The sequence below is a fragment of the Kordia jejudonensis genome, from assembly GCF_001005315.1.
Lineage (GTDB): Bacteria > Bacteroidota > Bacteroidia > Flavobacteriales > Flavobacteriaceae > Kordia > Kordia jejudonensis.
This window is the reverse complement of record NZ_LBMG01000010.1, coordinates 106,662-132,872: the sequence shown is the minus strand read 5'-3', so window position 1 is coordinate 132,872 and position 26,211 is coordinate 106,662. Positions and strand designations below refer to the sequence as shown.

The 26,211-nt window shown below is 34.0% G+C and carries 31 protein-coding genes; 15 read left to right on the top strand and 16 right to left on the bottom strand.

Annotation, left to right across the window (positions count from 1 at the left end):
- The first annotated feature begins 58 nt into the window (after positions 1 to 58).
- The 6 genes from AA089_RS07765 to AA089_RS07740 all read left to right on the top strand — a co-directional run bounded on the left by AA089_RS07765 (position 59) and on the right by AA089_RS07740 (position 4,859).
- Complete coding sequence (locus tag AA089_RS07765) at positions 59 to 697, top strand: 4'-phosphopantetheinyl transferase family protein (protein WP_046756366.1); 639 nt, start codon at positions 59 to 61, stop codon at positions 695 to 697.
- Between the two features lies 1 nt (position 698).
- Positions 699 to 1,445 carry a geranylgeranylglyceryl/heptaprenylglyceryl phosphate synthase gene (locus AA089_RS07760; protein WP_046756365.1) on the top strand — a complete coding sequence of 249 codons (747 nt, stop codon included), beginning with the start codon at positions 699 to 701 and terminating at the stop codon, positions 1,443 to 1,445.
- A gap of 409 nt (positions 1,446 to 1,854) precedes the next feature.
- Positions 1,855 to 2,115, top strand: coding sequence for a YkoF family thiamine/hydroxymethylpyrimidine-binding protein (locus AA089_RS07755; protein ID WP_046756364.1), 261 nt, complete (start codon positions 1,855 to 1,857; stop codon positions 2,113 to 2,115).
- Positions 2,099 to 2,803 (top strand): nicotinamide riboside transporter PnuC, encoded by a 705-nt coding sequence (pnuC, locus tag AA089_RS07750; protein WP_046756363.1) that lies wholly within the window; start codon positions 2,099 to 2,101, stop codon positions 2,801 to 2,803. Before AA089_RS07755 ends, pnuC begins: the two co-directional genes overlap by 17 nt.
- Complete coding sequence (locus AA089_RS07745) at positions 2,758 to 3,315, top strand: AAA family ATPase (protein WP_046756362.1); 558 nt, start codon at positions 2,758 to 2,760, stop codon at positions 3,313 to 3,315. The genes pnuC and AA089_RS07745 overlap by 46 nt, the downstream gene beginning before the upstream one ends.
- Entirely contained in the window at positions 3,312 to 4,859 is a 1,548-nt protein-coding gene (locus tag AA089_RS07740; protein ID WP_046756361.1) for a DUF4301 family protein, read from the top strand. The genes AA089_RS07745 and AA089_RS07740 overlap by 4 nt, the downstream gene beginning before the upstream one ends.
- Before the next feature lie 150 nt (positions 4,860 to 5,009).
- Here AA089_RS07740 and AA089_RS07735 read toward each other — a convergent pair whose 3' ends face one another.
- Positions 5,010 to 5,270 carry a hypothetical protein gene (locus AA089_RS07735; protein WP_046756360.1) on the bottom strand — a complete coding sequence of 87 codons (261 nt, stop codon included), beginning with the start codon at positions 5,268 to 5,270 and terminating at the stop codon, positions 5,010 to 5,012.
- 225 nt (positions 5,271 to 5,495) lie between these two features.
- Positions 5,496 to 5,702 carry a hypothetical protein gene (locus AA089_RS07730; protein WP_046756359.1) on the bottom strand — a complete coding sequence of 69 codons (207 nt, stop codon included), beginning with the start codon at positions 5,700 to 5,702 and terminating at the stop codon, positions 5,496 to 5,498.
- A gap of 359 nt (positions 5,703 to 6,061) precedes the next feature.
- Between AA089_RS07730 and AA089_RS07725 the strand changes: the two genes are divergently transcribed.
- Both AA089_RS07725 and AA089_RS07720 read left to right on the top strand, forming a co-directional pair.
- Positions 6,062 to 8,449 carry a TonB-dependent receptor gene (locus tag AA089_RS07725; RefSeq protein ID WP_082113226.1) on the top strand — a complete coding sequence of 796 codons (2,388 nt, stop codon included), beginning with the start codon at positions 6,062 to 6,064 and terminating at the stop codon, positions 8,447 to 8,449.
- A gap of 252 nt (positions 8,450 to 8,701) precedes the next feature.
- Positions 8,702 to 8,932: a hypothetical protein gene (locus tag AA089_RS07720; protein ID WP_046756358.1), complete on the top strand. Its 231-nt coding sequence runs from the start codon at positions 8,702 to 8,704 to the stop codon at positions 8,930 to 8,932.
- A 76-nt stretch (positions 8,933 to 9,008) separates the two neighbouring features.
- Here AA089_RS07720 and AA089_RS07715 read toward each other — a convergent pair whose 3' ends face one another.
- Positions 9,009 to 9,452, bottom strand: a complete 444-nt coding sequence (locus tag AA089_RS07715) for a Rieske (2Fe-2S) protein (protein ID WP_046756357.1) — start codon at positions 9,450 to 9,452, stop codon at positions 9,009 to 9,011.
- A gap of 196 nt (positions 9,453 to 9,648) precedes the next feature.
- Between AA089_RS07715 and greA the strand changes: the two genes are divergently transcribed.
- Together greA and AA089_RS07705 are read left to right on the top strand one after the other, a co-directional pair.
- Positions 9,649 to 10,125, top strand: coding sequence for a transcription elongation factor GreA (gene greA, locus AA089_RS07710; protein ID WP_046756356.1), 477 nt, complete (start codon positions 9,649 to 9,651; stop codon positions 10,123 to 10,125).
- Between the two features lie 112 nt (positions 10,126 to 10,237).
- Positions 10,238 to 10,627 (top strand): HIT family protein, encoded by a 390-nt coding sequence (locus AA089_RS07705; protein WP_046756355.1) that lies wholly within the window; start codon positions 10,238 to 10,240, stop codon positions 10,625 to 10,627.
- A gap of 95 nt (positions 10,628 to 10,722) precedes the next feature.
- Here AA089_RS07705 and AA089_RS07700 read toward each other — a convergent pair whose 3' ends face one another.
- Positions 10,723 to 11,880: a sensor histidine kinase gene (locus tag AA089_RS07700; protein ID WP_046756354.1), complete on the bottom strand. Its 1,158-nt coding sequence runs from the start codon at positions 11,878 to 11,880 to the stop codon at positions 10,723 to 10,725.
- A gap of 151 nt (positions 11,881 to 12,031) precedes the next feature.
- Positions 12,032 to 12,241: a hypothetical protein gene (locus AA089_RS07695; protein ID WP_046756353.1), complete on the bottom strand. Its 210-nt coding sequence runs from the start codon at positions 12,239 to 12,241 to the stop codon at positions 12,032 to 12,034.
- Positions 12,242 to 12,406: 165 nt separating this feature from the next.
- Here AA089_RS07695 and AA089_RS07690 point away from each other — a divergent pair, with 165 nt between their 5' ends.
- Together AA089_RS07690 and AA089_RS07685 are read left to right on the top strand one after the other, a co-directional pair.
- A complete protein-coding gene (locus tag AA089_RS07690) occupies positions 12,407 to 13,267 on the top strand; it encodes a flavin reductase family protein (RefSeq protein ID WP_046756352.1) in 861 nt (286 codons plus the stop codon).
- A gap of 11 nt (positions 13,268 to 13,278) precedes the next feature.
- On the top strand, positions 13,279 to 13,656 hold the full coding sequence (locus tag AA089_RS07685) for a DUF3127 domain-containing protein (RefSeq protein WP_046756385.1): 378 nt from the start codon (positions 13,279 to 13,281) through the stop codon (positions 13,654 to 13,656).
- Positions 13,657 to 13,989: 333 nt separating this feature from the next.
- Here the strand turns inward: AA089_RS07685 and AA089_RS07680 are convergent, their stop codons facing one another.
- Complete coding sequence (locus AA089_RS07680; protein WP_046756351.1) at positions 13,990 to 15,660, bottom strand: SulP family inorganic anion transporter; 1,671 nt, start codon at positions 15,658 to 15,660, stop codon at positions 13,990 to 13,992.
- Positions 15,661 to 16,021: 361 nt separating this feature from the next.
- Between AA089_RS07680 and AA089_RS07675 the strand changes: the two genes are divergently transcribed.
- Both AA089_RS07675 and aat read left to right on the top strand, forming a co-directional pair.
- Positions 16,022 to 17,398, top strand: a complete 1,377-nt coding sequence (locus AA089_RS07675) for a short-chain fatty acid transporter (protein ID WP_046756350.1) — start codon at positions 16,022 to 16,024, stop codon at positions 17,396 to 17,398.
- 189 nt (positions 17,399 to 17,587) lie between these two features.
- On the top strand, positions 17,588 to 18,229 hold the full coding sequence (gene aat, locus AA089_RS07670) for a leucyl/phenylalanyl-tRNA--protein transferase (protein ID WP_046756349.1): 642 nt from the start codon (positions 17,588 to 17,590) through the stop codon (positions 18,227 to 18,229).
- A 69-nt stretch (positions 18,230 to 18,298) separates the two neighbouring features.
- Here the strand turns inward: aat and AA089_RS07665 are convergent, their stop codons facing one another.
- The 3 genes from AA089_RS07665 to AA089_RS07655 are packed head-to-tail and all read right to left on the bottom strand — an operon-like array spanning position 18,299 to position 20,128.
- On the bottom strand, positions 18,299 to 18,985 hold the full coding sequence (locus AA089_RS07665) for a DUF2490 domain-containing protein (RefSeq protein WP_046756348.1): 687 nt from the start codon (positions 18,983 to 18,985) through the stop codon (positions 18,299 to 18,301).
- Positions 18,966 to 19,550 carry a hypothetical protein gene (locus AA089_RS07660; protein WP_046756347.1) on the bottom strand — a complete coding sequence of 195 codons (585 nt, stop codon included), beginning with the start codon at positions 19,548 to 19,550 and terminating at the stop codon, positions 18,966 to 18,968. Before AA089_RS07660 ends, AA089_RS07665 begins: the two co-directional genes overlap by 20 nt.
- Complete coding sequence (locus AA089_RS07655) at positions 19,547 to 20,128, bottom strand: DNA-3-methyladenine glycosylase I (RefSeq protein ID WP_046756346.1); 582 nt, start codon at positions 20,126 to 20,128, stop codon at positions 19,547 to 19,549. The genes AA089_RS07660 and AA089_RS07655 overlap by 4 nt, the downstream gene beginning before the upstream one ends.
- Positions 20,129 to 20,276: 148 nt before the next feature.
- Here AA089_RS07655 and AA089_RS07650 point away from each other — a divergent pair, with 148 nt between their 5' ends.
- On the top strand, positions 20,277 to 20,888 hold the full coding sequence (locus AA089_RS07650; protein WP_046756345.1) for a thioredoxin family protein: 612 nt from the start codon (positions 20,277 to 20,279) through the stop codon (positions 20,886 to 20,888).
- A gap of 132 nt (positions 20,889 to 21,020) precedes the next feature.
- Here the strand turns inward: AA089_RS07650 and truB are convergent, their stop codons facing one another.
- The 7 genes from truB to AA089_RS07615 all read right to left on the bottom strand — a co-directional run bounded on the left by truB (position 21,021) and on the right by AA089_RS07615 (position 26,101).
- On the bottom strand, positions 21,021 to 21,719 hold the full coding sequence (gene truB / locus AA089_RS07645) for a tRNA pseudouridine(55) synthase TruB (RefSeq protein WP_046756344.1): 699 nt from the start codon (positions 21,717 to 21,719) through the stop codon (positions 21,021 to 21,023).
- The gene (gene uppP, locus AA089_RS07640; RefSeq protein WP_046756343.1) at positions 21,719 to 22,516 is read right to left on the bottom strand and encodes an undecaprenyl-diphosphatase UppP; all 798 of its coding nucleotides are present in this window, start codon (positions 22,514 to 22,516) and stop codon (positions 21,719 to 21,721) included. The genes truB and uppP overlap by 1 nt, the downstream gene beginning before the upstream one ends.
- A gap of 3 nt (positions 22,517 to 22,519) precedes the next feature.
- Entirely contained in the window at positions 22,520 to 22,801 is a 282-nt protein-coding gene (locus AA089_RS07635) for a DUF3098 domain-containing protein (protein ID WP_046756342.1), read from the bottom strand.
- 55 nt (positions 22,802 to 22,856) lie between these two features.
- The gene (locus AA089_RS07630; RefSeq protein WP_046756341.1) at positions 22,857 to 23,216 is read right to left on the bottom strand and encodes a hypothetical protein; all 360 of its coding nucleotides are present in this window, start codon (positions 23,214 to 23,216) and stop codon (positions 22,857 to 22,859) included.
- A gap of 194 nt (positions 23,217 to 23,410) precedes the next feature.
- Positions 23,411 to 24,022 (bottom strand): MarC family protein, encoded by a 612-nt coding sequence (locus AA089_RS07625; RefSeq protein ID WP_046756340.1) that lies wholly within the window; start codon positions 24,020 to 24,022, stop codon positions 23,411 to 23,413.
- 194 nt (positions 24,023 to 24,216) lie between these two features.
- Complete coding sequence (locus tag AA089_RS07620) at positions 24,217 to 25,095, bottom strand: cell division protein FtsX (protein WP_046756339.1); 879 nt, start codon at positions 25,093 to 25,095, stop codon at positions 24,217 to 24,219.
- A 151-nt stretch (positions 25,096 to 25,246) separates the two neighbouring features.
- Positions 25,247 to 26,101, bottom strand: a complete 855-nt coding sequence (locus tag AA089_RS07615) for a hypothetical protein (RefSeq protein WP_046756338.1) — start codon at positions 26,099 to 26,101, stop codon at positions 25,247 to 25,249.
- Positions 26,102 to 26,211: the final 110 nt, after the last annotated feature.

Here is a 26,211-nt window from a genome sequence, read left to right as displayed (position 1 = left end):
CGCTTTCCATGCGTTAAAAGTTTGCGAGTGCAAAGGTACTAAATAACTTTTTAATATAATGGCTCTTTACAAAACTATAACAGTAAATAAACATACTAAAGTGCTGATTTGGAAGATAGAAGAATCTTTTGAAACGCTAAATAAAGCTGTTACATTAACAAATCATTGTCAAGAACGATTGGATGGAATGCGCTCCGAAATTCATCAACGTGGGTTTTTAAGTGTGCGTCACTTGCTGGCAGAAGTAGGTTATACCGATTTTGATCTGTATTATGATGACAAAGGAAAACCACATTTAAAAGACGGGAAACACATCTCCATCACACATTCATTCAATTTCTCAGCAATTATTGTGAGCGATACGATACCTGTGGGAATTGACATTGAAAAACAACGCGACAAAATTTTACGCATCGCACACAAATTTACACCATTAGAAGAGTATCATACAATTGCCAATCATGAAGCATTAATACGAAAAATAACGATCGTTTGGGGCGGAAAAGAATCCATCTACAAAGTATATTCAGAAAAAGGATTGAGCTTTCTAAAACACATAGATATTGACGATTTTTCTTTAGAGGCTTCCAAAACAAAAGGAACTGTCTATTATGGAAAAGAAACTGCAACGTACACACTTGATTTTTTAGAATTTGAAGGATTTACCTGTGTATACGCCTTAGAAGAAAATCGCTAAAATGATAGAATTAAAAATGATGTACAACGATATTCTTGAAGCAAAAAAACGCAACCAAAAGTTATTGGCGGTATTAATTGATCCTGATAAAATAGACAATAACCACATTCCTGAATTCTTCCGAAAAGTACACCAATCGATCATTACGCATGTGTTTGTCGGTGGAAGTACAGATGAAGAAAAAAAGATGGAAATGGTTGTAAAAACGATCAAACAATACACAAAATTACCTGTGCTAATCTTTCCAGGAAGTCACGAACAAATTACGGAAGCTGCGGACGGAATTCTATTTCTTTCCTTACTTTCTGGACGAAATCCTGAATATTTAATCGAACAGCAAATCCTTTCAGTATCAAAACTAATGGACACAAGTTTAGAAATCATTCCAACAGGATATATATTAATTGATGGCGACGTAGAAACGGCAGTGCAACGTGTAAGTCAAACAAAACCGATTTCGCAACAAGAAAAAACTGTAATTTTGCATACAGCTTTGGCAGGACAATTCTCTGGAAAGCAACTCATTTATTTAGAAGCTGGAAGCGGCGCTAAAAAAATGGTCAAGCCAGAAATTATAAAGAAAGTTGCCATGAAATTACAAATACCGTTAATTGTTGGTGGCGGAATAAAATCCAAAACACAACTCAACGAAGCGTTTCAAGCTGGGGCGGATTTGGTTGTTATCGGAACTGCTTTTGAAGAAAATGAAGATTTCTTTAATGAAATAGTATTGAGGAATGAAAGTTGAGAAGTAAGCTTTGTCAAACGTCACTTCGAGTGAAATTTCCCAAGAAATTTTGTATCGAGAAGTATTTTGAAATTATAAATGTTGAATGCTAAATTATAAATGTAAAAGTTTTTTTAATAACGAATAGAAGAAATCAGTATTGAGATATGAGATATGAGAATTGAGAAGTATTCCGAACAAACAACGAAGCAACGTCACTTCGAGTGAAATTTCCCAAGAAATTTTGTATCGAGAAGTATTTTGAAATTATAAATGTTGAATGCTAAATTTTTAAATGTAAAAGTATTTTTGAATAACGAATAACGAATAAACAATTGTCACATCGAGCGCAGTCGAGATGCAAAAAAATAAACAAGTACACAACAATTCAGTTTAATTAAAAAAGATTCCTGCCTTCGCAGGAAATATTATGAACATATCAGTAGAACTAACATTAACACCGCTACAAGACGATTTTGAAACGCCAATCATCAACTTCATCAAAAAACTCAGAACTTCAGAATATACCGTTTTAGAAAATCCACTAAGTACACAAATCTATGGAGATTATGACGGCATTATGAAACTCTTGACTGCTGAGGTAAAAACCGCGTTTGAAAACGAAAACAACATTCTATTGACGATGAAAATTGTAAAATCTGACAGAAGTAACTATGAGCCAACTTTTTGATTTTTTCCTAGAGCCATATAAAGAAGCTACTAGTTTAGATATATTCTTAGAATTTGCCGCCGCAGCGTTTGGAATCGCCAGCGTTTGGTTTGCCAAAAAAGAAAAAATTTGGGTATATCCAACGGGAATTGTAAGCACCATTATATACATATACATATGTTATAAATTTATATTGTACGGCGATATGATTATCAATATATATTACTCCATCATGAGCATTTACGGTTGGTATTTATGGACACGCGTCAGGGAAAATACCAAACTTGAAATCTCACGAACCAACTTTTGGGACAAACTAAAAACGATATTCATCTTCGTATTTACAGCCGTTTTTACCTATGTAATCTATGTGCAATATGACGTTATTGACAAACATTTAGATGTAAACGAAACCATAGATTTGGTCTTTTCAAGTTTTGGTTCTTTAGCAGAAATAAAAACAATTACACCATATCTTGATACGTTTACGACAGGAATTTTCTTTTCAGGAATGTGGCTCATGGCAAAGAAAAAAATTGAAAACTGGATGTTTTGGATCTTCGGAAATATCATTTCGGTACCTTTATATTTTGTAAAAGGACTTGGATTTACAGCAATTCAATTCACAATTTTCTTAATTTTAGCCATCTTTGGATACCTCGAATGGAGAAAAACCTTGAAAAACAAAGTAATAGAAGCTTCAAAATAGTCGTTTTTGGACCTGAATCTACAGGAAAAACAACGCTTGCAAAGCAACTTTCAGCACATTACAACGCTACGTATGTGCCTGAATATGCCCGAATTTACGCGGAAGCGAAACAAAAAAACGGAGGACAACTTACCGAAAAAGATGTACTGCCAATTGCAAAAGGACAATTGCGTTTAGAATGCCAAGCAGCAGGAAATTCAATGCGCATTTGTGACACAGATATCTTGGAAACACTCACATATGCACGCATCTATTATCCTGAATATGACAACGAAACACTTAAAAAATATGTGACAAAAAATACAGCAGATTTATATTTTTTAACCTATATTGATGTACCTTGGAAAGCAGATGGAATTCGAGATTTGCCAAACGATAGAGAAACAGCATTCTTAGAATTTCACAAAACGCTAAAAACCTATAACCAAAACTATATATTGCTCAAAGGAACCGCTGATAAACGATTGAAAATGGCAATTGATGCAATAGAAAAACTACGAATAAACCATTGAAATTCTCAGACAAGCATAGCGAACAAATTATAGCAAAAGGATTAACACTAGCGCAAGTTGAAGAACAAATAGACAAGTTTAATAGAAAAATTCCGTACGCAGACATTACGGAACACGCCAGTATTGGTCGTGGAATTTTAAAACTTGACGAAACACTTCAAGAAAAATACATACAGTATTACAAAGAAGAACATGAAAAACTAGAAGTGCTCAAATTTACGCCTGCCTCTGGAGCAGCAACACGCATGTTCAAATTTTTATACAAATTCTTAGATACATACAATCCTCAAAAAGACTCTATAAATTCATATGTCAACAAAGAAAGAGAACCAGATGTTCGACTATTTTTCATAGGATCAGAAAAATTGCCTTTTTACGATGATGTGTTAAAATTTATGAATAAAACAGAACTAGATCGTATCAAAGATTCTGATGGATTCAACTATGAATTTGTACGTACATTACTTGCCGAAAATGGATTAAATTACGGAAACTATCCAAAAGGATTATTGCCTTTTCATAAATATAAAAATCATCTGTCAACGCCTTTTCAAGAGCATTTATTTGAAGCGGCGAGTTATGCCTGTCAAGAAGGAAAATCAAAACTTCACTTTACCATTTCTAAGCAACACTACAATAAGTTCATTCACAAAGAGCAAGAAATTATAAAGCATATTGAAGAAAAAACAAACTGCTCTTTTGAAATTTCATACTCGTATCAAGCTGAAAAAACAGATACCATTGCTGTCGATTTAAAAAATAGACCCATTCTAGATACTGATGGAAACTTGGTATTTCGACCAGGCGGACATGGTGCATTGATAGAAAACTTAAACGCAATAGATGCTGATGTCATCTTTATCAAAAATATCGACAATGTAGTGGTCAATACTTATGAAGATGAAATTTCACGATACAAAAAAATACTAGGCGGAAAACTAATTGACTTGCAGCAAAAAGCATTCAAATTTATGGAAATGCTTCACAATGGCGTATCTCAGGAAGAACTCCATACTATTTTACACTTTCTGTTTGAAGGATTAAATGTGCAAATCAGTGAAGAATTTGAAAAATACTCGCAAAAATATCAAGTTGAATATCTTATTGAAAAGCTAAACAGACCCATTCGTGTATGTGGAATGGTAAAAAATGAAGGTGAACCTGGTGGCGGACCATTTTGGGTAAAACATGAAAACGGTTCAATTTCGTTGCAAATCGTAGAATCTGCTCAAATAGATAGAAAAAATGAGTACCATCAAAGCATCTTAAAAAAATCAACACACTTCAATCCTGTAGACATTGTTTGTGGCGTAAAAGACTATCAAGGAAACAAATTTGATTTAACACAATTTGTTGACAAAAAATCATACTTCATCGCTTCAAAATCTAAAAGTGGGAAAAAAATAAAAGCTTTGGAATTGCCAGGTTTATGGAATGGCGCTATGGCGTTTTGGAACACGGTTTTTATAGAAGTTCCGCTGGTAACATTCAATCCTGTAAAAACAATCAACGATTTATTAAAACCTACACATCAAATCAAATAATAATATTTGTCATTCCTACGTAGGCAGGAATCTAGTTTGGGTTTCAAAGGAGTATTTTCCATAAAAAAACCAAGAATAACTGGTTAGAATTATTCTTGGCATCAAAGTTTTCAAGCAATTTACTACTTGATTATTTTTTAAAATCAACTATTAAAACGTACACGGCGTTCCATCTGGATTTTGTCCGTTTCCAATAGTATGTGTACAACGAATAGCTTCAGTAAGTTTAATAGGTTCAGTTACAGTTTGACACGTATCCATGTCTGAAATAATACAAGGATTCTCAGTCAGTCGCACAGGGACATTTCCTCCTACAGCAATATTTCCACCATAAATTGTATTCAGGTTAGATAAATGTGAAATTCGAGTTGTTTTTAATAATAGTTTTTTGTGAAAATTTTGTTTTTTCATGATCATTATATTTTTTGGTTACAACTTAAAATTACAAATTTGAAGGCGATTTCGTTGTTAAAAAAGCAATTTTCTTACAAATTAAATATGGTTTTAAAAGTATAAAAGACACTAGCTAAAAATGATTTTATTTGAAAATTTCTCCTAAAAAAAACCGAAAACCATTATAAAATGATTCTCGGCGTAAAAGTAATAATGTGTCAATCTGTTCTAAAAACAAACTTTTTAATATTTGCACGGCGTTCCATCCGGATTTTGTCCGTTTCCAATAGTATGTGTACAACGCGGATAATCGGTAGTTCCGCATGTTGTAAAACCACTGACTGGACAAATAAGTGTTGTGCGGCCTCCTTTAATTTTTTCGCTTTCATTCAAGCTAGAAATTTTTTGAGCCTTCAAGCGCAATCTTTTTGTAAATTTTTGTTTTTTCATAATTAAAAATATTTTGGTTATGCTTAAAAATACTGAAGTTTACACCTAAAACATAACAGTTACTCTCTTTTACTTCTTCAAATTCATAAAAGCGGAGTAACAAATAATCACAAAAAAACAGTGTGCAATCCAAAAAACTAAATTACTTTTGCAACATCTCAAAGGGGTGCAATTTGAATCATATTCAAAACGCTGAGATTATACCCAATGAACCTGGGCAGGTAATGCTGCCAAGGGACAAACCAAATTTTTACTATAAAAGTTTGGTATGCCGACAGTCATGGTCTGTCAAATTGTAATCATTTAATTTTAACCAAGAATAATTACCCCTTTTATTCGTCACTAAACACATAGTACGAATGAAAAACTTATTCGCTTTTTTATGCCTTTTTGTACTCTCAGTCAGTATGCAGGCGCAGAATTTTACACTATCAGGAACAATTTCTGATGAATTAGGACAACCAGTACCTGGCGCAACGGTATCTGTCAAAGGAACAACCAACGGAACCATTTCTGACATTGATGGAAAGTACATTTTAAAACTTTCAGCAGGAACCTACACGATTTCCGCACGGATGTTATCTCAACCTATTGAAAAAACAGTAAACATTACCAAAGACACGATTCTCAACTTTACATTTGGTGCAGAAAATGAAGCACTAGACGCCGTATTAATTTCTGCAGTTCGTGTCAATGCAGACTCTCCAATTACGTATTCAAATTTGGAAAAAGAAGAAATTGAAAAACGAAATCTAGGACAAGACATTCCTGTATTAATGAACTTTATGACGTCTGTAGTTACCACTTCGGATGCAGGAGCAGGTGTTGGATATACTGGAATTCGTGTGCGTGGTAGCGATGCAACACGTGTCAATGTTACCATCAACGGAATTCCGTTTAATGATGCAGAAAGTCAAGGAACATTTTGGGTCAACTTACCCGATATGGCTTCATCTACGGAAAGTATTCAGTTGCAACGTGGAGTTGGAACCTCCACAAATGGTTCTGGTGCTTTTGGCGCAAGTCTGAGTTTACTAACAGACGCAACTTCTGAAAAAGCAAACGGAGAAATTTCAAATTCGTTTGGAAGCTTCAATACCAGAAGACATACCGTAAAATTTAGTACAGGAAAGCTAAATGATAACTTTGAATTGGCAGGACGATTATCAAAAATAAAATCTGACGGATACATTGATCGCGCAAGTTCAGACCTAAGTTCATACTTCTTGCAAGCTTCTTTTGTAGACGAAAATACACTGATAAAAGCCTTAGCATTTGGAGGACATGAAATTACCTATCAAGCTTGGAACGGAATTGATGAAACGACATTACGTGAAAACAGAACTTTCAATCCTTCAGGACAATTTACAGACGAAAACGGAAATACACGTTTCTATGATAACGAAGTTGATAACTATCGCCAAGATCATTATCAATTTCATTGGAATCAAAAACTATCTGAAAATTGGACCACGAATTTAGGTTTAAACTATACACAAGGAAGAGGATATTTTGAACAATACAAAGAAGATGAGCCATTTGATGAATATGGTTTTGATGAAATCGTAATCAATGGCACAACCATCAATGAAACGGATTTAATTCGCAGACGTTGGTTAGACAATGATTTTTATGTGGTTAATGCGAATGCAAACTACAAAAAAGGAAACCTCGATATGGATTTTGGAGCATTCTTAGGATTGTATGATGGAGATCACTTTGGAGAAGTCATTTGGGCACGTTTTGCAAGTGATAGCGAAATTAGAGATCGTTATTATGAAGGAAATGCAAAGAAAAATGAACTTAGTTTCTTTACCAAAGCAACCATTCGTGTCAATGACAAAGTAAGCCTTTTTGGAGATTTACAATTGCGAACGATACGCTACAAAACCACAGGAATCAACTCAGATTTAGTACCTTTTAATATTGATGAAGATTTTACTTTTTTCAATCCAAAAGCTGGAATTAACTATAGAATCAATGCAACTAACAGTCTGTATTTCTCATATGCAAGAGCAAACCGAGAGCCAAACCGAAGCGATTTTGAAAACAATAGCAACGTAAAACCAGAACAATTAGACGATTTTGAATTGGGTTGGCGTAGAAAAGGAAAAAACTTTACGGTAAACACAAACGCGTATTACATGTTGTACAACGATCAGTTGGTATTAACAGGCGCTTTGGATGACACAGGAACGCCATTACGTACCAATAGTGGTAAAAGTTACCGTTTAGGTTTAGAAGTTGATGCGTCAATTACGCTAAGCGAACAATTCTCAATTCGACCAAACGTTGCGATTAGTACCAATAAAAACGTAGATTTTGTTACGTCAAGAGACGGAAGTTTGGTAAACTTAGGAAATACAAACATTTCTTTTTCTCCAGATTTTGTAGCAGGAAATATTTTTACATATTCGCTTTCAAGAAGCTTTCAAGCATCGTTACTATCTAAATATGTTGGCGAACAATACATGGGGAATATTGATTCAGACGTTTCAAAACTAGACAGTTATTTTATCAATGATTTGAATCTTACTTATGAAATTAAAGTAAATAAAATCTTTGAATCGATTACATTTTCAGGATTAATCAATAACATCTTTGGTGTAGAATATGTATCGAACGGATATTTCTTTACGTTTGATGATACGTGGTCAAATCCAGGAACGACAACAACTATTGAAGGTGCAGGATTTTATCCGCAAGCCACTAGAAACTTCTTAGTAGGAATGACGTTAAAATTCTAGAAAATAATAGCATACGAGTAGAAGAGGTTATCTAAAAAGTATAAAAAAGCGTCGTTCTGAATCAAGTTCAGCTTGACGAAAATTTAGCTTTTCAGACAGCCTCTTTTTTATTAAAATTATAGATGTTATCGGGAATACGATTACTCTTAAAAATTGTCTCTTTGTACCCAAACATACATTGTCACTTCAAATTTCACCAATGATGATAGAATAATAACTAGCTTTAAAATACAAACATTAAAATCATTTACTATGAAAAAGAAAAAGCTTAAAAATTTATCATTGAACAAAGTCAATATTTCTAAAATTGATAATGTAAATAACATAAAAGGAGGAGATACAATGCTTGCATGTACCATCATATCACTCACGAGTTTTTTTGTGTGCTCTATAGCGGATGGATCATGCGATTGTGATCCAGATCCAATTGTTGCAGATCCAGACAATACAAGAGGTTGTCCGTCATGGAATGTAGCTTGTTAAAAACAAAAAAGCGACTTGAAAGAGTCGCTTTTTTTTATCTTAATACTCACTACTAAAATCTCAATACTACAGTTCCCTAATTATTCGAGATAGTCACAATATTGCCCGATTTTATAGCACGATAATTAATCATCGGAAAACTGTCGGCACCTTCAACGGGATTCAACAATTGACCGTTTGCCAAACTATATTCATAATCTTCACAGGCACAAGTTGCCAAAACACCTGAAATCGTCATTCGTGAGCAATCATTCGGAATATGATTGGGACAACTTGCTTCCCAAGCAAAAAATTGATCGCCAGATAAATTAAACACAAAAAATCCACGAACGCCACCACCATTAGCAATGTATGTAGAACCACCTGCAAAGCGTAAATTGTCAAATTGTGGTAAATTCAAGTTTACCTGAAATTGCACCAAAGCATTCGGTACATAAGGATTATTATTCACTCCATCATCATCTGAATTACAAGACAAAAAACATCCTAAAAGACAGCATACAATCAAAAATCGTTTCATTTATTTCATATTTAATAAGTTCTGCAATTTACGCAAATCATTTTTTTAAAAAATAACATAGACAAGCTCTTTAAATATTTTCTTATATTTGTAAAACAAATCCCGTATCTAATGGGATTTTTTTGCGTTATACAATAGACACAAGTGATATGTTGTGCAAAAACAGATCTATGAATAGATAGAAAACGAAGAAATTATGAGTAAAGTATCTTATTATACACCAGAAGGACTAAAAAAGTTAAGAGACGAACTAGATCACTTAAAAAATGTTGAAAGATTAAAAGCTTCACAAGCCATTGCAGAAGCTAGAGACAAAGGTGATTTAAGTGAAAATGCAGAATACGATGCCGCCAAAGAAGCGCAAGGATTACTAGAGATGCGTATTTCAAAAATGGAAACGGTACTATCTACTGCAAGAATTATTGACGAAAGCCAGTTAGATACTTCAAAAGTATTAGTACTTTCTACGGTACGTATCAAAAACACCACCAACGGAATGGAAGTAACCTATACGTTAGTTGCAGAAAGTGAAGCTGACTTAGCTACAGGAAAAATTTCGGTAACGTCTCCTATCGGAAAAGGATTGCTAGGAAAATCTGTTGGAGAAATTGCTGAGGTAAAAGTGCCAAATGGAACCATGAAATTTGAAATATTAGAAATTTCTAGAAACTAGAAATAATCAATACATAATCACATAAAATCCTTTCTTACCTGTTAAAAAAGGATTTTTTTGTACAAATACGAAAGAACTTTTTTATCTTAGAAATTCTATAAAACCACTGCCGATGCCTTCTATTTTTACGAAAATAATCAATGGAGAAATTCCATCTTATAAAATTGCTGAAGACGAAAATTACTATGCGTTTTTAGACATCAACCCAAATAGTGCAGGACATACGTTGTGTATTCCAAAAATAGAAGTAGATAAAATATTCGATTTACCCGAAGAAACGTATATAGGTTTAATGCGTTTTTCACGGAAAATTGCCATTGCCATCGAAAAAACAATTCCTTGCGAACGTGTGGGAATGTCTGTCATTGGCTTGGAAGTTCCGCACACACATGTACATTTAATTCCATTACATACAATGGATAGCATGAATTTTAAAAACAAAGAAAAATTAACTCCAGAAGCATTTCAGGAAATTGCAGAAAAAATTAAATCAGCATTATAAACAACATGAAGTGTAAGAGTTTAAAAGTTTAGGAGTTTACAGTGAAAAATAATCTTACCAAACCCAAAACCCAAAACCTAAAACCCAATTCTAGTTTATCCTACTGTTTTCAACGAAATTTGCATGGTTGTTCCTTTCCCAAGTTCTGATTTTAACACCTTTACTTTTCCATCATGATAGTTCTCAACAATACGTTTGGCGAGTGATAAACCCAATCCCCAACCACGTTTTTTACTGGTAAATCCAGGTTGAAACACCTTTTTAAAATTTCGTTTAGGAATTCCTTTTCCGTTGTCGGTAATCTGAATTTTCACAAACTTTTCAGTAGAAATAATTTCCAATTTCAAATCGCCTTTTCCTTTCATGGCGTCAATGGCATTCTTAACCATATTTTCAATAGTCCAACTGTACAACTGCGCGTTAATTTCGCTGTAAATTGGTGTTTCGGGCGCTTTAAAAGTAAAATGGACCAATTTGGAAGTTCGCGAAAGCAAATAATCATAAGAATCTCTGGTTTCTTGCACAATATCCAATCGTATCAAAGTTGGAATCGAGCCAATTTTGGAAAATCGTTCCGTAATCGTTTGCAGTCGATCAATATCCTTTTCAATTTCCATAACATACTCAGGATCTACATTTTCGGTTTTTAAAATCTCTGTCCAACCTACTAAAGATGAAAGTGGTGTGCCAATTTGATGCGCGGTTTCTTTCGCCATTCCTGCCCATAACTTGTTCTGTTCCGAAGCTTTAGAAGCACTAAAAAAGAAATAGGCAACGGCGGCAAACAGTACAATTATCAGAAGTAAGGCAAGCGGATAATATTTGAGTTTGTTTAAAGTTTCGGAATTTCCGTAATAAAGCGTTCCTACTTTTACATCTTTCTTTAAACTTTCGTCAAAATAAATGATATCGATAGGTTGATTTTCCTTGGAGAATTGAAGAATCTTTTTGTTAATATAAACTGAGTCTTTAATTTTGTCTTCTTCAATGTTCATTGTCTCGACTCCACCTTTATCATTTCTAATAATTCTGGGATTGGAGTTTTCTGTAGCAATGATATCTCCTGCTAACAATAAATCTTCTCCTGCATTAATAGAATTAAATGAACGAACCCAAATCTCCATTTTGGTACGTTCATCTTTTTTAAACTCTTGAAAGAAAATATACGTATTCCATAAAATTCCAGACACAATGGCAAAAGATGCCAAAATAAGAATCCAACGAATAAGAACTTGTCTATTTTTAAAAATCATACAAATTGATTGAAAACACTAATATAAACGAAAACTAACAGTTTTATTGTTGTAAAAAAACTTAAAGAGAAATAAATATCATTCAGAACTAGATTTGAAATCTAATAAATCTCTAATTTGAATAGTAAGAGATCAAATCTAGTCTGTGTTGTTAATGATCATAAATTTCATCACAATCTACTGGAGTTCCCATTGTAGTAACGATTATATATTCTTCCTTATTAAGGTCATAGCATTCTATATAATATGTGTTATTTACTGAAAATGGTTTACAGTTTATGAATATTCCTCCCAAAACAGTATGCTGTTCTGTTTTCGTCAACGCTTTTACACCATCGACATTTAAAATTTTTTTAATCATAATTTTTAAAATTTTGGTTTATTTTTCTTAAAAGTAACGATAAAACGGATTAAATAGTATTTAACTTCTTAAAAAAGTAAGTAATGACGTATTAATGTCGAAAATAAATAGAGTTGTTTCCTCCGCTTTTTTACACTAATTTTGTGCCACATAAAAACATTGAAAATGGTATCTATTGATCCAAAAGAAATTCCAACAGCCAAACTCCATGGATATTTGCTAGGCGCCGTCGCACCAAGACCCATTGCCTTTGCAAGCACTGTAGATGCTGACGGGAATCCAAATTTGTCTCCGTATAGTTTTTTCAATGTGTTTAGTGCCAATCCGCCTATCATGATTTTCTCGCCAGCGCGAAGAGTTCGTGACAATACCACAAAACATACGCTTGAAAATGCAATGGCAACGAAAGAAGTGGTCATTAATGTGGTAAATCATGCGATTGTGCAACAAATGTCGTTGAGTAGTACGGAATATGCCGAAGGTGTAAATGAGTTTGAAAAAGCAGGATTGACCATGTTGGCTTCCGACATCGTAAAACCGTTTCGTGTAGCAGAATCGCCTGTGCAATTTGAATGCAAAGTGAATGAAATTGTACATTTAGGAAATGAAGGTGGTGCAGGAAATTTGATTATTTGTGAAGTGGTCAAATTGCACATCAATGAAGACGTTTTGAATGATCGTGGTAGCATTGATCATTACAAAATAGATTTGGTAGCCAGAGCTGGCGGAAGTTTTTACAGTAGAGCACGCGATGGATTTTTTGAAATTCCAAAACCAATTGCTACCTTAGGAATTGGTGTTGATCAAATTCCAGAAGCGATTCGTACAAGCAAAGTGCTAACAGGAAACGATCTTGGAATTTTAGGAAATGTAGAACAATTGCCTACGGAAGCTGAAATACAAGAATTTATCAAAACTACTGAAATTACGATTTCAGAAAATAAAGAAACAAATCATAAAGCAGCACAAGAATTTCTAGCAAAAGGAGATGTAAAAACTGCTTGGAACATATTATTAGCAACATAGATAACAAGAACATGGAAGTACAAGGAAAAGTCAAAATGATCGGGCAAACGCAGACGTTTGGAAACAATGGATTTAGAAAGCGCGAAATTGTAGTGACAACTGAAGAACAATATCCACAACACATTATGGTGGAATTTGTACAAGATAAAACAGATTTATTAGACAGTTTTCAAGTTGGACAAGCTGTAAAAATCAGCATTAACTTGCGTGGAAGAGAATGGGTAAATCCGCAAGGAGAAACAAAATACTTCAACTCTATTCAAGGTTGGAGAATTGAAAACTTACAATCAGAAGCGCCAGCTGCAGGAATGCCACCAGTGCCACCAGCAGATGCTTTTGAACCAGCAAACGACTTCAAAGAAGAAGATCACGACGATTTGCCTTTTTAAGAAATTGAAAATAGTTATCGTCTGTAACTTGTCATATCGAGCGCAGTCGAGATACTTTATTAAAAACACAAAACCTCATAGCAAAAATGTTATGAGGTTTTTTTGTTTTGAAAGTTTTAGATTACGGCTCAAAAGGTTGCAGGTTTGAATCCTGCCTAAGTCAAGAATACATGAAAAGCAAGCTAAAATACATAGCTTGCTTTTTTATTTTGGTATGTTTTTTATTTAAAAGCGATACTTTATGGAAATTAAACCGAATCGAAATCACAAAAACAAAAAACCCATAACAATCAACGTTACAGGTTCTTCAAAACAAATATTTTAATGAATGAACTACTTCACAATTGCAGTTCCTTTCAACTTAATTTTCAAATATTCAAAACTATCATCAATGGTCTTAAATAAATCATCTTCTGGAACAAGATCAGGAATGATATCTACCTTTTTCAACATGTCACACGGTTGTTCTTGCAAACCAACTAAAATAACTTCGATGTTTTTCGCACGCAAATCAAAAATGATATCTTCCAACGTATACAAACCAGATTGATCAATATACGGAACTCTATCCATCCTAAAAATAACCGCTTTTATATCTTCAGGTAACAATTGAATTTGATCTTTAAAGTACGAAGTGAAACCGAAAAATAAAGGGCCATACAAATGCTTGATGATGACTTTACTTTTGTATTCTTCATAAAACTCAATTTCATCCTGCCAAGGTTTTGAACCATCAATATCTGCGATATTTCCAACTTCCATGCCTTTTTCACTAATGTCACCAGATTTTTTCATAAATAACAAACACGCAAGTGCAATTCCGATGCCTACTGCCTGAATCAAACTTCCAAACGTAGTAATCAATAATACCAATATCATAATAACGGCATCTGCTTTTGGTACTTTTAAAAGATGCTTTAATCCTTTAAAATCTACAATCTTAAATCCAATAGGAATCAGCAAACCTGCCAAAACACATAACGGAATGTGCGCGGCTAATTGTCCCAAACCAAGTAAAACGGCCAATAAGAAAAGTCCATGTAACACACCAGAAACTCTAGTTTTTCCACCAGCATTAATGTTTACAACCGTTCCTTTCGTTGCTCCAGCTCCTGGAATTCCTCCAATGGCTGCGGCAATCATATTTCCAATTCCTTGTCCAATAAGTTCTCGATTGCTATTATGTTTGGTCTTAGTCATATTGTCTGCAATCACAGAAGTCAACAAGGAATCAATACTTCCAAGTACTGCCAAAACTACTGCATATTCTACAATAGTAGCATAAGCGCTGGAATCAATACTCAAAATATTACCCAATTGAAATGTTGGCAATCCTGAAGGAATTTCTCCAATCAACGGAACATCTAATTTTAAAAAATAAGCAATCAACGTGGCAACAATAAGCGCTACCAAAGCACTCGGAATCGCCTTTGTGATTTTTGGAAAAAGATAATATACCACAATAGTAATTCCTCCTAAAAGCAATGCATATGGATTAAAATCTGAGAATAAACTCGGAAAATTTTGAATAACGGCTACGGTCGATTTTGAAGAAGGCATTCCTGCAAAAGGAAATATTTGTAAAATAACAATAATGAGTCCCACACCACTCATAAACCCAGAGATGACGGGATAGGGGAAATATTTTACGTAACTCGCAATATTTAAAAATCCGAAAACTACTTGGAAAATTCCGCCCAATAAAAAGGTTGCTAAAATGATACTCATGCCATTATCAAGGCTTCCGTTCATTTGAATAGCAGCGGCAATCAATGCGGCTGAAACAACCGTCATTGGACCTGTTGGACCACTAGCTTGCGTTTCCGTTCCGCCAAATAAAGCAGCAAAAATACCAACAGCGATTGCTCCGTATAAACCTGCTGTAGCGCCCATTCCAGACTGAACTCCAAATGCTAATGCGAGTGGTAAGGCTACAACTCCAGCTACGAGTCCACCCGTGAAATCACCTTTAAAATTTTTAAAATCGTATAATTTTTTCAGCATATTTCTCTTTTTTTATATTTTGTTTTACACTTTTTTTAGTTGAAAATTATTGTGGATGTATGTACAAATATTACTTTTTCCAAGTACCTCCATAACGATAGTGTTTATTATCGCTTTTTACAGATAATAAGCAATCTTTACAAGCAAAAACCCATGATTGTGATGGCTTATATTGGATGCGATACATGGTTGAAAAATCATTTTTGCAAATCTCACAGTATTTAATTCTCAATGATATTGATTTAAAATTTAACAAATTACAAGATACGGAATTCTGCATTGTTTTTTTACTCTATAAAATTTAAACAGTGCTGATTTGGACGAATTAGAATTTTTGTAAATTCACAGCAAAAACCAACACATGCAAATTACCAAAGCTATCGAAACGTTGTTCAAGCGTTATTTGCCATCTCCATTTACGATTGCGGTTTTACTAACATTGCTCACCATCGTGCTGGCAACAGTATTTACAAAGCCTGAAACAGCAACAGTTGACGCGCATTTTGTTCAAGTGTTATCGTATTGGGAAGAAGGAATTTGGAATTCTAGCTTGCTCGTTTTTGCATATCAAATGATGTTAATTTTGGTGTTAGGACATGTATTGGTATTAAGCAAACCTGTAAATAAACTCATTTTAAAAATTACAAAATCAGTGACAAATACCACAAATGCAGTGGTTTTGGTCAGTGTAACAACGATGTTGGTTGCGTTTTTCAATTGGGGATTGGGTTTAATATTTGGAGCAATCTTGGCGAGAAAAGTGGGAGAACACGCGCAGAAACATCAAATTCCAATAAATTATCCGTTAGTCGGTGCGGCTGGATATGTTGGTTTAATGGTTTGGCACGGAGGAATAAGCGGTTCAGCACCTTCAAAAGCGGCTGAGTTAGGACATTTGCAAGGTTTGATGAATGGTATGTTAGATGCAAATATGATGGCACAAATTCCAGAAATCATCAAATCGAGTAGCACCATATTTAGTTGGTGGAATTTACTTTTATTCGCGATATTACTAATAGTAATTCCATTAACCTTAAGTCTCATTTCAAAAAAAGCAGCACCAACCGAACTCAATTTACCAGACTATGAGTTTGAAAATACAGCTAAAGAAAATCTAGAAGGCGCAGAAAAATTAGATCATTCAAACTGGTTTGCCATAGCATTTGGAGCATTGTTATTATTTGTGTTTTTTCTTCAATATGGCAGTAGTTTAGATTCGCTTTCGCCCAATATGCTTAATTTTTTAATGCTTGGTTTGGCAATTATATTGCACGGAAATTTCAAAAGTTTTTTAAACGCTATAGAAGAAGCTATCAAAGGAACTTCAGGGATTTTGATACAATTTCCACTCTATTTTGGAATCATGGGTATTATGAAAAGTTCTGGAATGGTCGGAATGATTTCAGACGGATTCGTTTCGGTTGCAACCGAAGTGACCTTGCCAATCTTTACCTTTTTTAGTGCAGGATTGGTCAATATTTTTGTACCAAGTGGTGGCGGACAATGGGCTATTCAAGGACCAATTGTCATAGAATCTGCTTTAAAATTAGGTGTTCCATTGCCAAAAGCCATTATGGCGTTAGCATACGGAGATCAAATTACAAATATGTTACAACCATTTTGGGCATTACCATTGTTAGGAATTACACGCTTAAAAGCAAAAGAAATATTACCATACACCATTATTTTAATGTTGGTCGGTTCGTTAGTCTATATTCTAGGATTAGTATTGCTATAAAAAAAGTCCCGAAAACGGGACTTAATATTTTGGTTTTAGGCTTTAATCTTAACGTACTAATTCAAAAAGCAAATGATGAAATAAATCTTTAGAAATGTTAAGATTATCACAAAATTGGTAAAAAATTACTAAAAATCAAAGATTTATGTGTGCTTTTCGCGCGAATTACATTCAAATTAAACACAGATCATGTACATTTTAACAGAAGAACTCATATTTCCGCCTGTCACAGCAGCTTCTCCAGAAGGATTTTTGGCTATTGGTGGCGATTTGTCTCCTGAACGATTATTACTTGCGTATGAAAGTGGAATTTTCCCTTGGTTTAGTGACGATGAACCGATTGTTTGGTGGTCGCCAGATCCAAGAATGGTATTGTTTCCTGAAGATTTGAAAGTTTCTAAAAGCATGAAGCAACTCTTGCGAAAAAATGCATTTAAAGTCACGTACAATCAAGCATTTTCAGAAGTTATTGACGTATGCGCAAAAATTTACAGACCTGGACAAGAAGATACTTGGATTACCGAAGATATGAAAGCCGCATACATCAAACTACATGAATTGGGACATGCAATTTCAGTAGAAGTTTGGCAACACGAAGAACTCGTTGGCGGATTGTACGGAATTGATTTAGGACACATATTTTGTGGTGAAAGCATGTTTAGTAAAGTCAGTAATGCTAGTAAATACGGCTTTATTCACTTGGTTAGAAAATTACAAGAAAACGGTTGTCAACTTATCGATTGTCAGCTGTACACAGATCATTTGGCAAGTTTGGGAGCATATGAAATTCCACGTGAAGTGTTTTTGTCGTACTTAAGATTGAAAGATTAAAAGATTGAAGAATTCAAAAATCTAACAGCATTAGCGATCTTGCTTCTAAAAGTGAAACGATCTATTTTTTTATATTTTCAAAATCACAGAAGTCAACACAAACAAAATTTCACGAGTATCATTGTTATAATCTTCAAAACGATATTCCAAACCTGTTTGAAACTTTAAATTCTTTGTCCATTGCCAACCAATTTGTGTGGTAAATCGTTGATCAATTTGTGGTAGTTCTGCTTTTGCAACACTTAATAATGATTCAAAATTAGTGACTAAATACGGTTCGCCAACATCTAGTTTATCTCCTTGCAACGGGAAATCAATTGTAAATCTATAGCGAAAGCGATGTACTGTATTTTCGGTTGTAATGCGCTGTTCTGAACGAATCCGATGTCCAAAACGAATCACATTCGGTCGATATGCATAATTGTATTGTTGCGTCAACCGAAGTTCATTACTACTATCTTCAAAATTTTCGCGAAAGCGATACATAATTCCAGCGCTCAAGCTATGATTAGAATTCAAACTATAGGTGGAAAAATGTACAAATTGCAATTGACGCGTTGTAAACTCAAATTCCTCATCACGGTAGATGTAGTTTCTTGAAACCGTTGAAAAATTTATTTTATAAGAACCATTCACTTTATGATTTACAGCGAATGAAGGTTCAAAAAAAGTGATAAAATCGTTTTGTGCTGAAGCTGAATACGAGCAGAGAACTATCGCGAAAGCTATACAAAATCTAATATAAAATGTGATCATACGAGCTTCGAATTATAGTTCTTACTAGGTTAAATTCGCCATCTTTCGTAAATGTTATTTCAATAAAATAACGCTTTTTCCCTTCTCTGACTTCAGCAATAATTTCATAAGAAAAATCACTTTCGGTATCATTTGAAAAAGCATTTTTGAACACTTTTTGTGGACTGGTATTTGTAGGTGTATATTGTCGCTGAATTTTTTTGAAACGAAAAGAAGCATACCTATTGTACATGTGCTTTTTTATCAGTTCAAGCGTTTTTGGTTTGATGTTTTTTGCTTTGATAGTAACTTCAATATCTTCCAAAATACCTTTTTCACTAAATTCTATACTATACCGAGTTCCTTTGTGTTTTAGCTTGGTTTCGTAACTTATTTTGACACTATCTTGTTCTTTATAATATTTTACTTTTCTAACTTTTTTAGGCAGATATTGTTCTAACAATTCAATGGCATTTTTTGGAAAATTGACTTTCTTAATGCGGTCTTCCTTTTCCTGTTTAAACGAATTCTGCGCATTGCAAAATACCGAACAACTCAACAATAATAGTATAACTAGTGATCTCATAATTTCTGAACTTCTTTATAACGAAAACAACTAACCGTATGATCGTTTACCATTCCTGTGGCTTGCATATGCGCGTACATTACGGTAGAACCTACAAATTTAAATCCTCTTTTTTTCAAATCTTTACTCAATGCATCTGATAATTCCGTAGTTGCAGGAACATCTTGTCTTTTTGTAAATGCATTTTGAATTTGTTTTCCATCGGTAAACTTCCAGATATAGTCTGAAAACGAACCAAATTCCTCTTGTATTTTCATAAACGCTTGTGCGTTGGTAATGGTCGCTTTTATTTTTAGTTTATTTCGAATTATGCCAGCATCTTGCAATAAACTTTCATACTTTGCTGCTCCGTAATTGGCAATTTTTTTATAATCGAAATTATCAAACGCTTTTCTAAAGTTTTCGCGCTTTCGCAGAATGGTAATCCAACTCAAACCAGCTTGAAACGTCTCTAAAATTAGAAACTCAAACAAAGTATCATCATCACGAACGGGAACGCCCCATTCTTCATCGTGATACGCCACATACAAAGGATCATTTCCACACCAAGTACATCTTTTTTTATCTAAAAACTCCATTTAAAAGTGATTTCATGACAAACATCATCATTTGTCTTTGATTCGTTTTGTAAATTTACAATCCTAAAGACTAAGAACAAAACTATCAAAATTTACTTTCGTAAGTTTTTTAGAAAACTACGACTGAATTTGAGTAAAAACCATAGAAATGACAACAACAGATACACATATAAAAACGATCATTGACGAAAGCTTACAAAAAGCAATTTCATATTTTGAATATAGAGTTTTAGTAGAAAATTTAGTTGCCGAAGGAAAATCTACAGGCGCATTACAAACAGAAGCTTTAGCTAATTATTCTATGTTGAATAACAAACGGATGAAGCGTTTGGATAAAACAACAAAATTGACGCCAGAAGCTATTGCGCAGATTGAATCGTACACAGGAAATGTAACTTGGTTGGTGTTGACGGAAAGTTGGTGTGGCGATGCGGCACAAACGATGCCAGTCATCAATAAAGTTGCTGAGTTGAGTGATAATATTACACTAAAAGTTGTAATGCGCGATGAAAATGAAGCGTTGATGAACGAGTTTTTAACCAATGGCGGAAAATCAATTCCGAAATTAATTGCTATTGATAATGCTTCGGGAAATGTACTAGGCGATTGGGGACCAAGACCTTCAGAAGCCACAAAATTGGTAAACGATTACAAAGCTGCATATGGAAAATTGACGCCAGAATTTAAGCAAGATTTACAAGTTTGGTATAATAAAGATAAAGGACAAAATACCGTAGCCGATTTGTTGAAGCTGGTGTAGGTTTGATTAAAAAATTCAAAAATTGAAGGATGAAAGTATTGAAAGATATTTTGATCCTTTTTTTGTTTATACGGCATACTGAACTTGATTCAGCAGAAAAATGACTCAATTCTCAATACTAATAACTCAATACTATCGACTCACTCTCAAACTTTCGCCAAATACATCAGGTGTGATGGCATTTTTCACATCAAAATCGCCAATTTTGGTTCTTCGTAATGCTGAAAGATGCGCGCCAGAATTGAGGGCTTTTCCAAAATCGTGTGCCAATGAACGAATATAAGTTCCTTTGCTACACACGACTCTAAAATCAATTTCAGGAAGAGCAATTCTAGTAATTTCAAACTCGTTAATGGTAATTTTTCGTGATGGAACCTCTACTTTTTCGCCTTCGCGCGCCAATTTGTATAAACGTTTTCCATCTTTTTTTAATGCTGAAAATACAGGTGGAACTTGATCAATTTCGCCTAAAAACTGTTGAGTAGCTTCCTGAATCTGTTCATTTGTAATATGATCTGTTGGGAATGTTTCGTTAATGTCACTTTCCAAATCATAAGAAGCTGTAGTGCCACCAACCGTAATTGTTCCAGTGTATTCTTTAACTTGACCTTGATAACCAGCAATTTTTTTCGTGTCTTTTCCAACACAAATAACCAATAATCCTGTTGCGAGCGGATCTAATGTTCCAGCATGTCCAACTTTTAATTTTCGTAATTTAAAGTACGATTTTAGCGCCAGTTTTATCTTATTTACCGCTTGAAACGAAGACCATTTCAAAGGTTTGTCAATCAGTAAAGTTTGTCCAGCTTGGTATTCTTCGAGCGTTTTCATTAAAAATAAGTTTGATATCCTACATATCCAATTGCAATGAGTCCAACAATTAAGCAGTAGATGGAGAAGTAACTAAGTTTGCTTTTCTTTACCAAATTGATCATCCAAGTACAGGCAAACAATCCGGCAACAAATGCAGCTATAAATCCAGCAGAAAGTGGAATAATCTGAGAACTTTCTAGCGAAAGCTCTCCACTAAAAATATCTTTTCCAATTTTTCCAAAAATCAACGGAACAACCATTAAGAACGAAAAACGAGCTGCTTTTGTTTTGTCATTCCCAAGCAATACAGACGTTGAAATTGTAGCTCCTGAACGTGAAATTCCAGGAAGCATGGCTATTGCTTGCGCAATTCCAATAACGATTGCATTTTTATAACTAACGTCTTTTTTAGTGTTTTTCGCTTTATCGGCTAAATACAATAATATGGCAGTTACGATGAGCATACAACCTACTAATAGGATATTTCCTTTGAATAAGGCTTCCAGTTGATCTTCAAATAAAACACCAACCAAGGCAGCAGGAATCATAGAAATAATGATTTTCAAAGCAAATTTGAAATCATCATTCCATTGAAATTGGAATATTCCTTTGAGTAATTCTAAAATATCTTTTCTGAAAATTACAATCGTACTTAATGCAGTTGCAAAGTGTACAACGACTGTAAATAGTAAATCTTCTTTGAGTTCGACACCTAAAATGGCTTTTCCTAATTCGATATGTCCACTTGAAGAAACAGGTAAAAACTCTGTCAATCCTTGAATAATTCCAAGGATAATCGCATTAATTACATCCATGAATTAGGAATTCGGATTCAACAATATGGCATATACTTCAATGGCAAAGCCTGCAATGACTAGCATTGGAGCTACATGAATTCGTTGTGCATTGAAAACGGCTTCATTGAATACGTTTGGATCGTCGCTTCCGCCACCAGACATTAAGATAAAACCTAAAGCAATAACTGCCATACCAATCAGCATGAACAGGTAATTTTTCTTTCCAAAAACAAAAGTTGATTTTGGTTGCGGCGTATGTTGTGGCGTAGATTTTTTGCTACTTTCTGACTTCTTTTTTTTCATGTACGTTCTAATTTACAATTCCCATTTAAAACTACAGAAAGTGAAAAAGGTGTTTTTAAAACTCGCTGTAGACAATGGCAGTTCCTTTTTCCATTCGGGAAATATGTGGAACTATCCCATCAGGACTCACTAAAGTCCATCGGTTTGGGCAGTACAAAGTAACGGTTTTATTTAAAACTTTTGAACTTAATTGCGCTAAATTTAAGCCTTTCTCTAAACCACGGTTGATATAGTAATAATGACTATCGTTTTCTAATCGAATTTGGATATCGTTAGAAGTTCCTTCTGCAATAGAAACTATTTTTCCTGAGATCAATACGCAATCATCCGAATCTACCTCAGTTACTGGTTTAAAAGAATATGCTAAAAATACAACAAGTGCTATGCCTAAAAATATAAATGTGAGTCGTTTCATCGTTTATAGTTTTTAAAAAATTAAACTGGATTTTTTTATCACGTAAATATTTTCATCATAAATTTCGGGTTTGGATTTGTTGATATAAAGATAACTCAATAAGTTCCTAAATATTTTACAAGGAAAGGTTAAAAGCTGTTAATGTTTTGAATGGTAAAAAGTTATATATATGTTTCAGCTTAAGTAGTTTTTACTTATGATTGTCCAAAATAATGGCTAATACCACTCAAAATACTTTGTACCGCGTATGAAGCTAAAATTAAGCCCATTATTTTACTAATAACGGTAATTCCATAACTTCCGATTTTCTTTTGAACGGAATTTGCCACAAGTAATATTAGACACGTAATGCCAATAACAACCAACACTAAAACGGTGGTCACTGCTTGTTGTTGAATGCTATACGTATGATTATCCGTCATCAATACAACAGCCATAATGGCTCCAGGCGAAGCGATCGACGGAATTGCCACAGGAAAAATAGTCACATGTTTATAATCGGTAATTTGATTTTTCTCACGTTCAGGTTTTCCATCACCAAAAATCATGGTCAATGCGAAAAGAAATAAAATAACACCACCAGAAATTTGAAATGCATCCAGCGAAACTGACATGCCTTCTAAAATTAATTGTCCAATGAGGATAAAAAACAACAGAATTATAAAAGCAATTCCCGAAGCGCGGATGGCAATTTTTCGTTTGTGAATATCGTCAAACTCCTTTGTTGCTTCCAAATACACAGGAACTGAACCAATAGGATCAATTACAGCAATCAGAAAAAACAAGGTAGTAAGAATTGCAGTCATGTGTTGTTTTTAAAAAAAATTAAGAGTTCGTTCGTTGACTTCGAATTGTCAAAATCATGGCAAAAATTAGCAAAATACTCGATACGTTTCGAAACCAAAATCCACGATCATATACTTCAGAGATACTAATATTGACAATAATTAAAATAACACTGGCAACAATTAGTAGAATTGGGAGAATAGTTTTTTTCATCTTAATAATACAATTGATCTGTTCGTAAATTCAAGAAACGTTGTGTCGCAAAAAAGCTGCTAATCCATGTTATCAACACACCAATTATAAAGATTCCTGCAAACACAGAACCAATTAAAACCTTATCATTGGCAAGTTGCAATTGTGGCAAGGATTTATTTACATAATACAATACGCCAGCCATTCCTGCCAACGCTAAAATTGCTGCAATAATCCCCATTTTTACACTATTCCAAATAAAAGGTTTCCGAATAAAACTCTTCGTGGCACCAACCATTTGCATGGTTTTTATGGTAAAACGTTTTGCATATACAGACAAACGAATAGAACTATTAATCAACAACGCGGCAACAAGTGCAAAGAAAATACACGTGATCAAAATTCCGAGTCCGACTCTTTTAATATTTGCGTTCAACTTAGAAACCAACGGTTTGTCAAACGACACTTCTTCTACAAAATTTTTCTCAGCAATCTCAGCGGCAATCGTTTCTAACTGTTCAGCCGAAACAAACTTTGCATTCATATACACATCTAAGGAATTTAATAATGGATTTTCGCCCAAATACTTTACAAAATCTTCGCCGATATCTTCGGTCAAATTTGCAGCAGCCGTTTCTTTCGACACAAAATCAGCAGACTTTGTATATTCGGCCAACGCCAATGTTTTTTGCAATTGCTTAATTTCAACCTCTTTGGCGCTATCTTTCAAATACACAGTCAAAGCGATTTTTTCCTTATAATAATCGGCTACTTTTTTAGTATTTAATACCAACAAACCTAGTATTCCTAACAAAAAAAGTACAAGCGTTGTGCTCAATACCACGGAGAAATACGAAGAAATCAATCGGTTTTTTTGATACTTTTCAAAAGAAGAACTCATAAATAGTGCGTTAGAGATGTAAAACTATAAATTATTAATTATAAATGTTGAATTTTAGATGTAAAATCAGGTATTTGAGATCAGGTATTGGGTTTTAGGGAATAGGCATTCGTGTTTTACAAGTTAATTTGGAGTCTTTAAAACCCAAAATCTATTCACCTTTCTTTTTCTCTTTCTTCTTTTCCTCCAAATATTCTTCCATAGATTTCATATTGCCACTTACAATATCTTTGACATCTTTTTGAAGCTTTTTGTAATCGATGTCTTCTTTGTAAGTATATTGATAGAGCGTTCCGCTGAATTCGTCTTTGCCAGTTTCCATTCGTTTCGTCAATACATAATCAAATTTTTTGGTGTCACCATGAAACATTAGTACATGCAATCGGTACAATTGATCTTTATCCGAACCGTCAGGATTTGTACTATAAACATAATACACAACCTTTGTGAAACTTGAAGAAAAACGATTTTCAGGAAGCTCTGCAAACCATTCGTAACCCCAAACATTTTTGTCGCCAATTTTAAAGAAATCGAAATTAAAATATTCGTCCAAACCTTCTGGAAGCAAACTATCTTTTTTCGCTTTATACATTTTCGCTTTCCATTTTTTACCTTCTTCAAAATTACCCAAGCCAAAATGTGAAACAGTAATATTTTTCATCATAAAATATTCACGCTTGGCAAATTGTTCATCAAACATAAATCGCCCTTTGCGAATTGCTTCAAGTGCTTTTAAGCCGTATTTTAGGGAAATATCAAATTTTTCATTATTACGCGCATTCTGTTCAATATGACTAGCGGTCAAAGTATTATACCAAATAGCATGTTCATATAAAGTATCATTTTTAGGAACGCTTTCTTGAAGTTCTTTAAATTTTACATACGCCGAATCAATCTGATTATTCTGAGCAAAATATAACCCTTTTTCGTAAATTCTTATGCAGTCGCTTTGACTCATTCCGAAACTAGGAATCGAAAGTATAATGGTTAAAATGATTTTTTTCATAACAGAATAATTGGTGGATATGTTCAAAAATATGTCTTTTATGCTCGTAAAAAATTAACAATGAGTAAACGTAATTGTATAATGAGTTAACTTGCAGAAGCTATTAGTAT

What these genes read in the sequence shown, in the direction of transcription:
- AA089_RS07765 (WP_046756366.1), top strand. Translation starts at nt 59, where the DNA reads ATGGCTCTTTACAAAACTATAACAGTAAATAAACATACTAAAGTGCTG.
- AA089_RS07760 (WP_046756365.1), top strand. Translation starts at nt 699, where the DNA reads ATGATAGAATTAAAAATGATGTACAACGATATTCTTGAAGCAAAAAAA.
- AA089_RS07755 (WP_046756364.1), top strand. Translation starts at nt 1,855, where the DNA reads ATGAACATATCAGTAGAACTAACATTAACACCGCTACAAGACGATTTT.
- pnuC (WP_046756363.1), top strand. Translation starts at nt 2,099, where the DNA reads ATGAGCCAACTTTTTGATTTTTTCCTAGAGCCATATAAAGAAGCTACT.
- AA089_RS07745 (WP_046756362.1), top strand. Translation starts at nt 2,758, where the DNA reads ATGGAGAAAAACCTTGAAAAACAAAGTAATAGAAGCTTCAAAATAGTC.
- AA089_RS07735 (WP_046756360.1), bottom strand. Translation starts at nt 5,270, where the DNA reads ATGAAAAAACAAAATTTTCACAAAAAACTATTATTAAAAACAACTCGA.
- AA089_RS07730 (WP_046756359.1), bottom strand. Translation starts at nt 5,702, where the DNA reads ATGAAAAAACAAAAATTTACAAAAAGATTGCGCTTGAAGGCTCAAAAA.
- AA089_RS07725 (WP_082113226.1), top strand. Translation starts at nt 6,062, where the DNA reads ATGAAAAACTTATTCGCTTTTTTATGCCTTTTTGTACTCTCAGTCAGT.
- AA089_RS07720 (WP_046756358.1), top strand. Translation starts at nt 8,702, where the DNA reads ATGAAAAAGAAAAAGCTTAAAAATTTATCATTGAACAAAGTCAATATT.
- AA089_RS07715 (WP_046756357.1), bottom strand. Translation starts at nt 9,452, where the DNA reads ATGAAACGATTTTTGATTGTATGCTGTCTTTTAGGATGTTTTTTGTCT.
- greA (WP_046756356.1), top strand. Translation starts at nt 9,649, where the DNA reads ATGAGTAAAGTATCTTATTATACACCAGAAGGACTAAAAAAGTTAAGA.
- AA089_RS07705 (WP_046756355.1), top strand. Translation starts at nt 10,238, where the DNA reads ATGCCTTCTATTTTTACGAAAATAATCAATGGAGAAATTCCATCTTAT.
- AA089_RS07700 (WP_046756354.1), bottom strand. Translation starts at nt 11,880, where the DNA reads ATGATTTTTAAAAATAGACAAGTTCTTATTCGTTGGATTCTTATTTTG.
- AA089_RS07695 (WP_046756353.1), bottom strand. Translation starts at nt 12,241, where the DNA reads ATGATTAAAAAAATTTTAAATGTCGATGGTGTAAAAGCGTTGACGAAA.
- AA089_RS07690 (WP_046756352.1), top strand. Translation starts at nt 12,407, where the DNA reads ATGGTATCTATTGATCCAAAAGAAATTCCAACAGCCAAACTCCATGGA.
- AA089_RS07685 (WP_046756385.1), top strand. Translation starts at nt 13,279, where the DNA reads ATGGAAGTACAAGGAAAAGTCAAAATGATCGGGCAAACGCAGACGTTT.
- AA089_RS07680 (WP_046756351.1), bottom strand. Translation starts at nt 15,660, where the DNA reads ATGCTGAAAAAATTATACGATTTTAAAAATTTTAAAGGTGATTTCACG.
- AA089_RS07675 (WP_046756350.1), top strand. Translation starts at nt 16,022, where the DNA reads ATGCAAATTACCAAAGCTATCGAAACGTTGTTCAAGCGTTATTTGCCA.
- aat (WP_046756349.1), top strand. Translation starts at nt 17,588, where the DNA reads ATGTACATTTTAACAGAAGAACTCATATTTCCGCCTGTCACAGCAGCT.
- AA089_RS07665 (WP_046756348.1), bottom strand. Translation starts at nt 18,985, where the DNA reads ATGATCACATTTTATATTAGATTTTGTATAGCTTTCGCGATAGTTCTC.
- AA089_RS07660 (WP_046756347.1), bottom strand. Translation starts at nt 19,550, where the DNA reads ATGAGATCACTAGTTATACTATTATTGTTGAGTTGTTCGGTATTTTGC.
- AA089_RS07655 (WP_046756346.1), bottom strand. Translation starts at nt 20,128, where the DNA reads ATGGAGTTTTTAGATAAAAAAAGATGTACTTGGTGTGGAAATGATCCT.
- AA089_RS07650 (WP_046756345.1), top strand. Translation starts at nt 20,277, where the DNA reads ATGACAACAACAGATACACATATAAAAACGATCATTGACGAAAGCTTA.
- truB (WP_046756344.1), bottom strand. Translation starts at nt 21,719, where the DNA reads ATGAAAACGCTCGAAGAATACCAAGCTGGACAAACTTTACTGATTGAC.
- uppP (WP_046756343.1), bottom strand. Translation starts at nt 22,516, where the DNA reads ATGGATGTAATTAATGCGATTATCCTTGGAATTATTCAAGGATTGACA.
- AA089_RS07635 (WP_046756342.1), bottom strand. Translation starts at nt 22,801, where the DNA reads ATGAAAAAAAAGAAGTCAGAAAGTAGCAAAAAATCTACGCCACAACAT.
- AA089_RS07630 (WP_046756341.1), bottom strand. Translation starts at nt 23,216, where the DNA reads ATGAAACGACTCACATTTATATTTTTAGGCATAGCACTTGTTGTATTT.
- AA089_RS07625 (WP_046756340.1), bottom strand. Translation starts at nt 24,022, where the DNA reads ATGACTGCAATTCTTACTACCTTGTTTTTTCTGATTGCTGTAATTGAT.
- AA089_RS07620 (WP_046756339.1), bottom strand. Translation starts at nt 25,095, where the DNA reads ATGAGTTCTTCTTTTGAAAAGTATCAAAAAAACCGATTGATTTCTTCG.
- AA089_RS07615 (WP_046756338.1), bottom strand. Translation starts at nt 26,101, where the DNA reads ATGAAAAAAATCATTTTAACCATTATACTTTCGATTCCTAGTTTCGGA.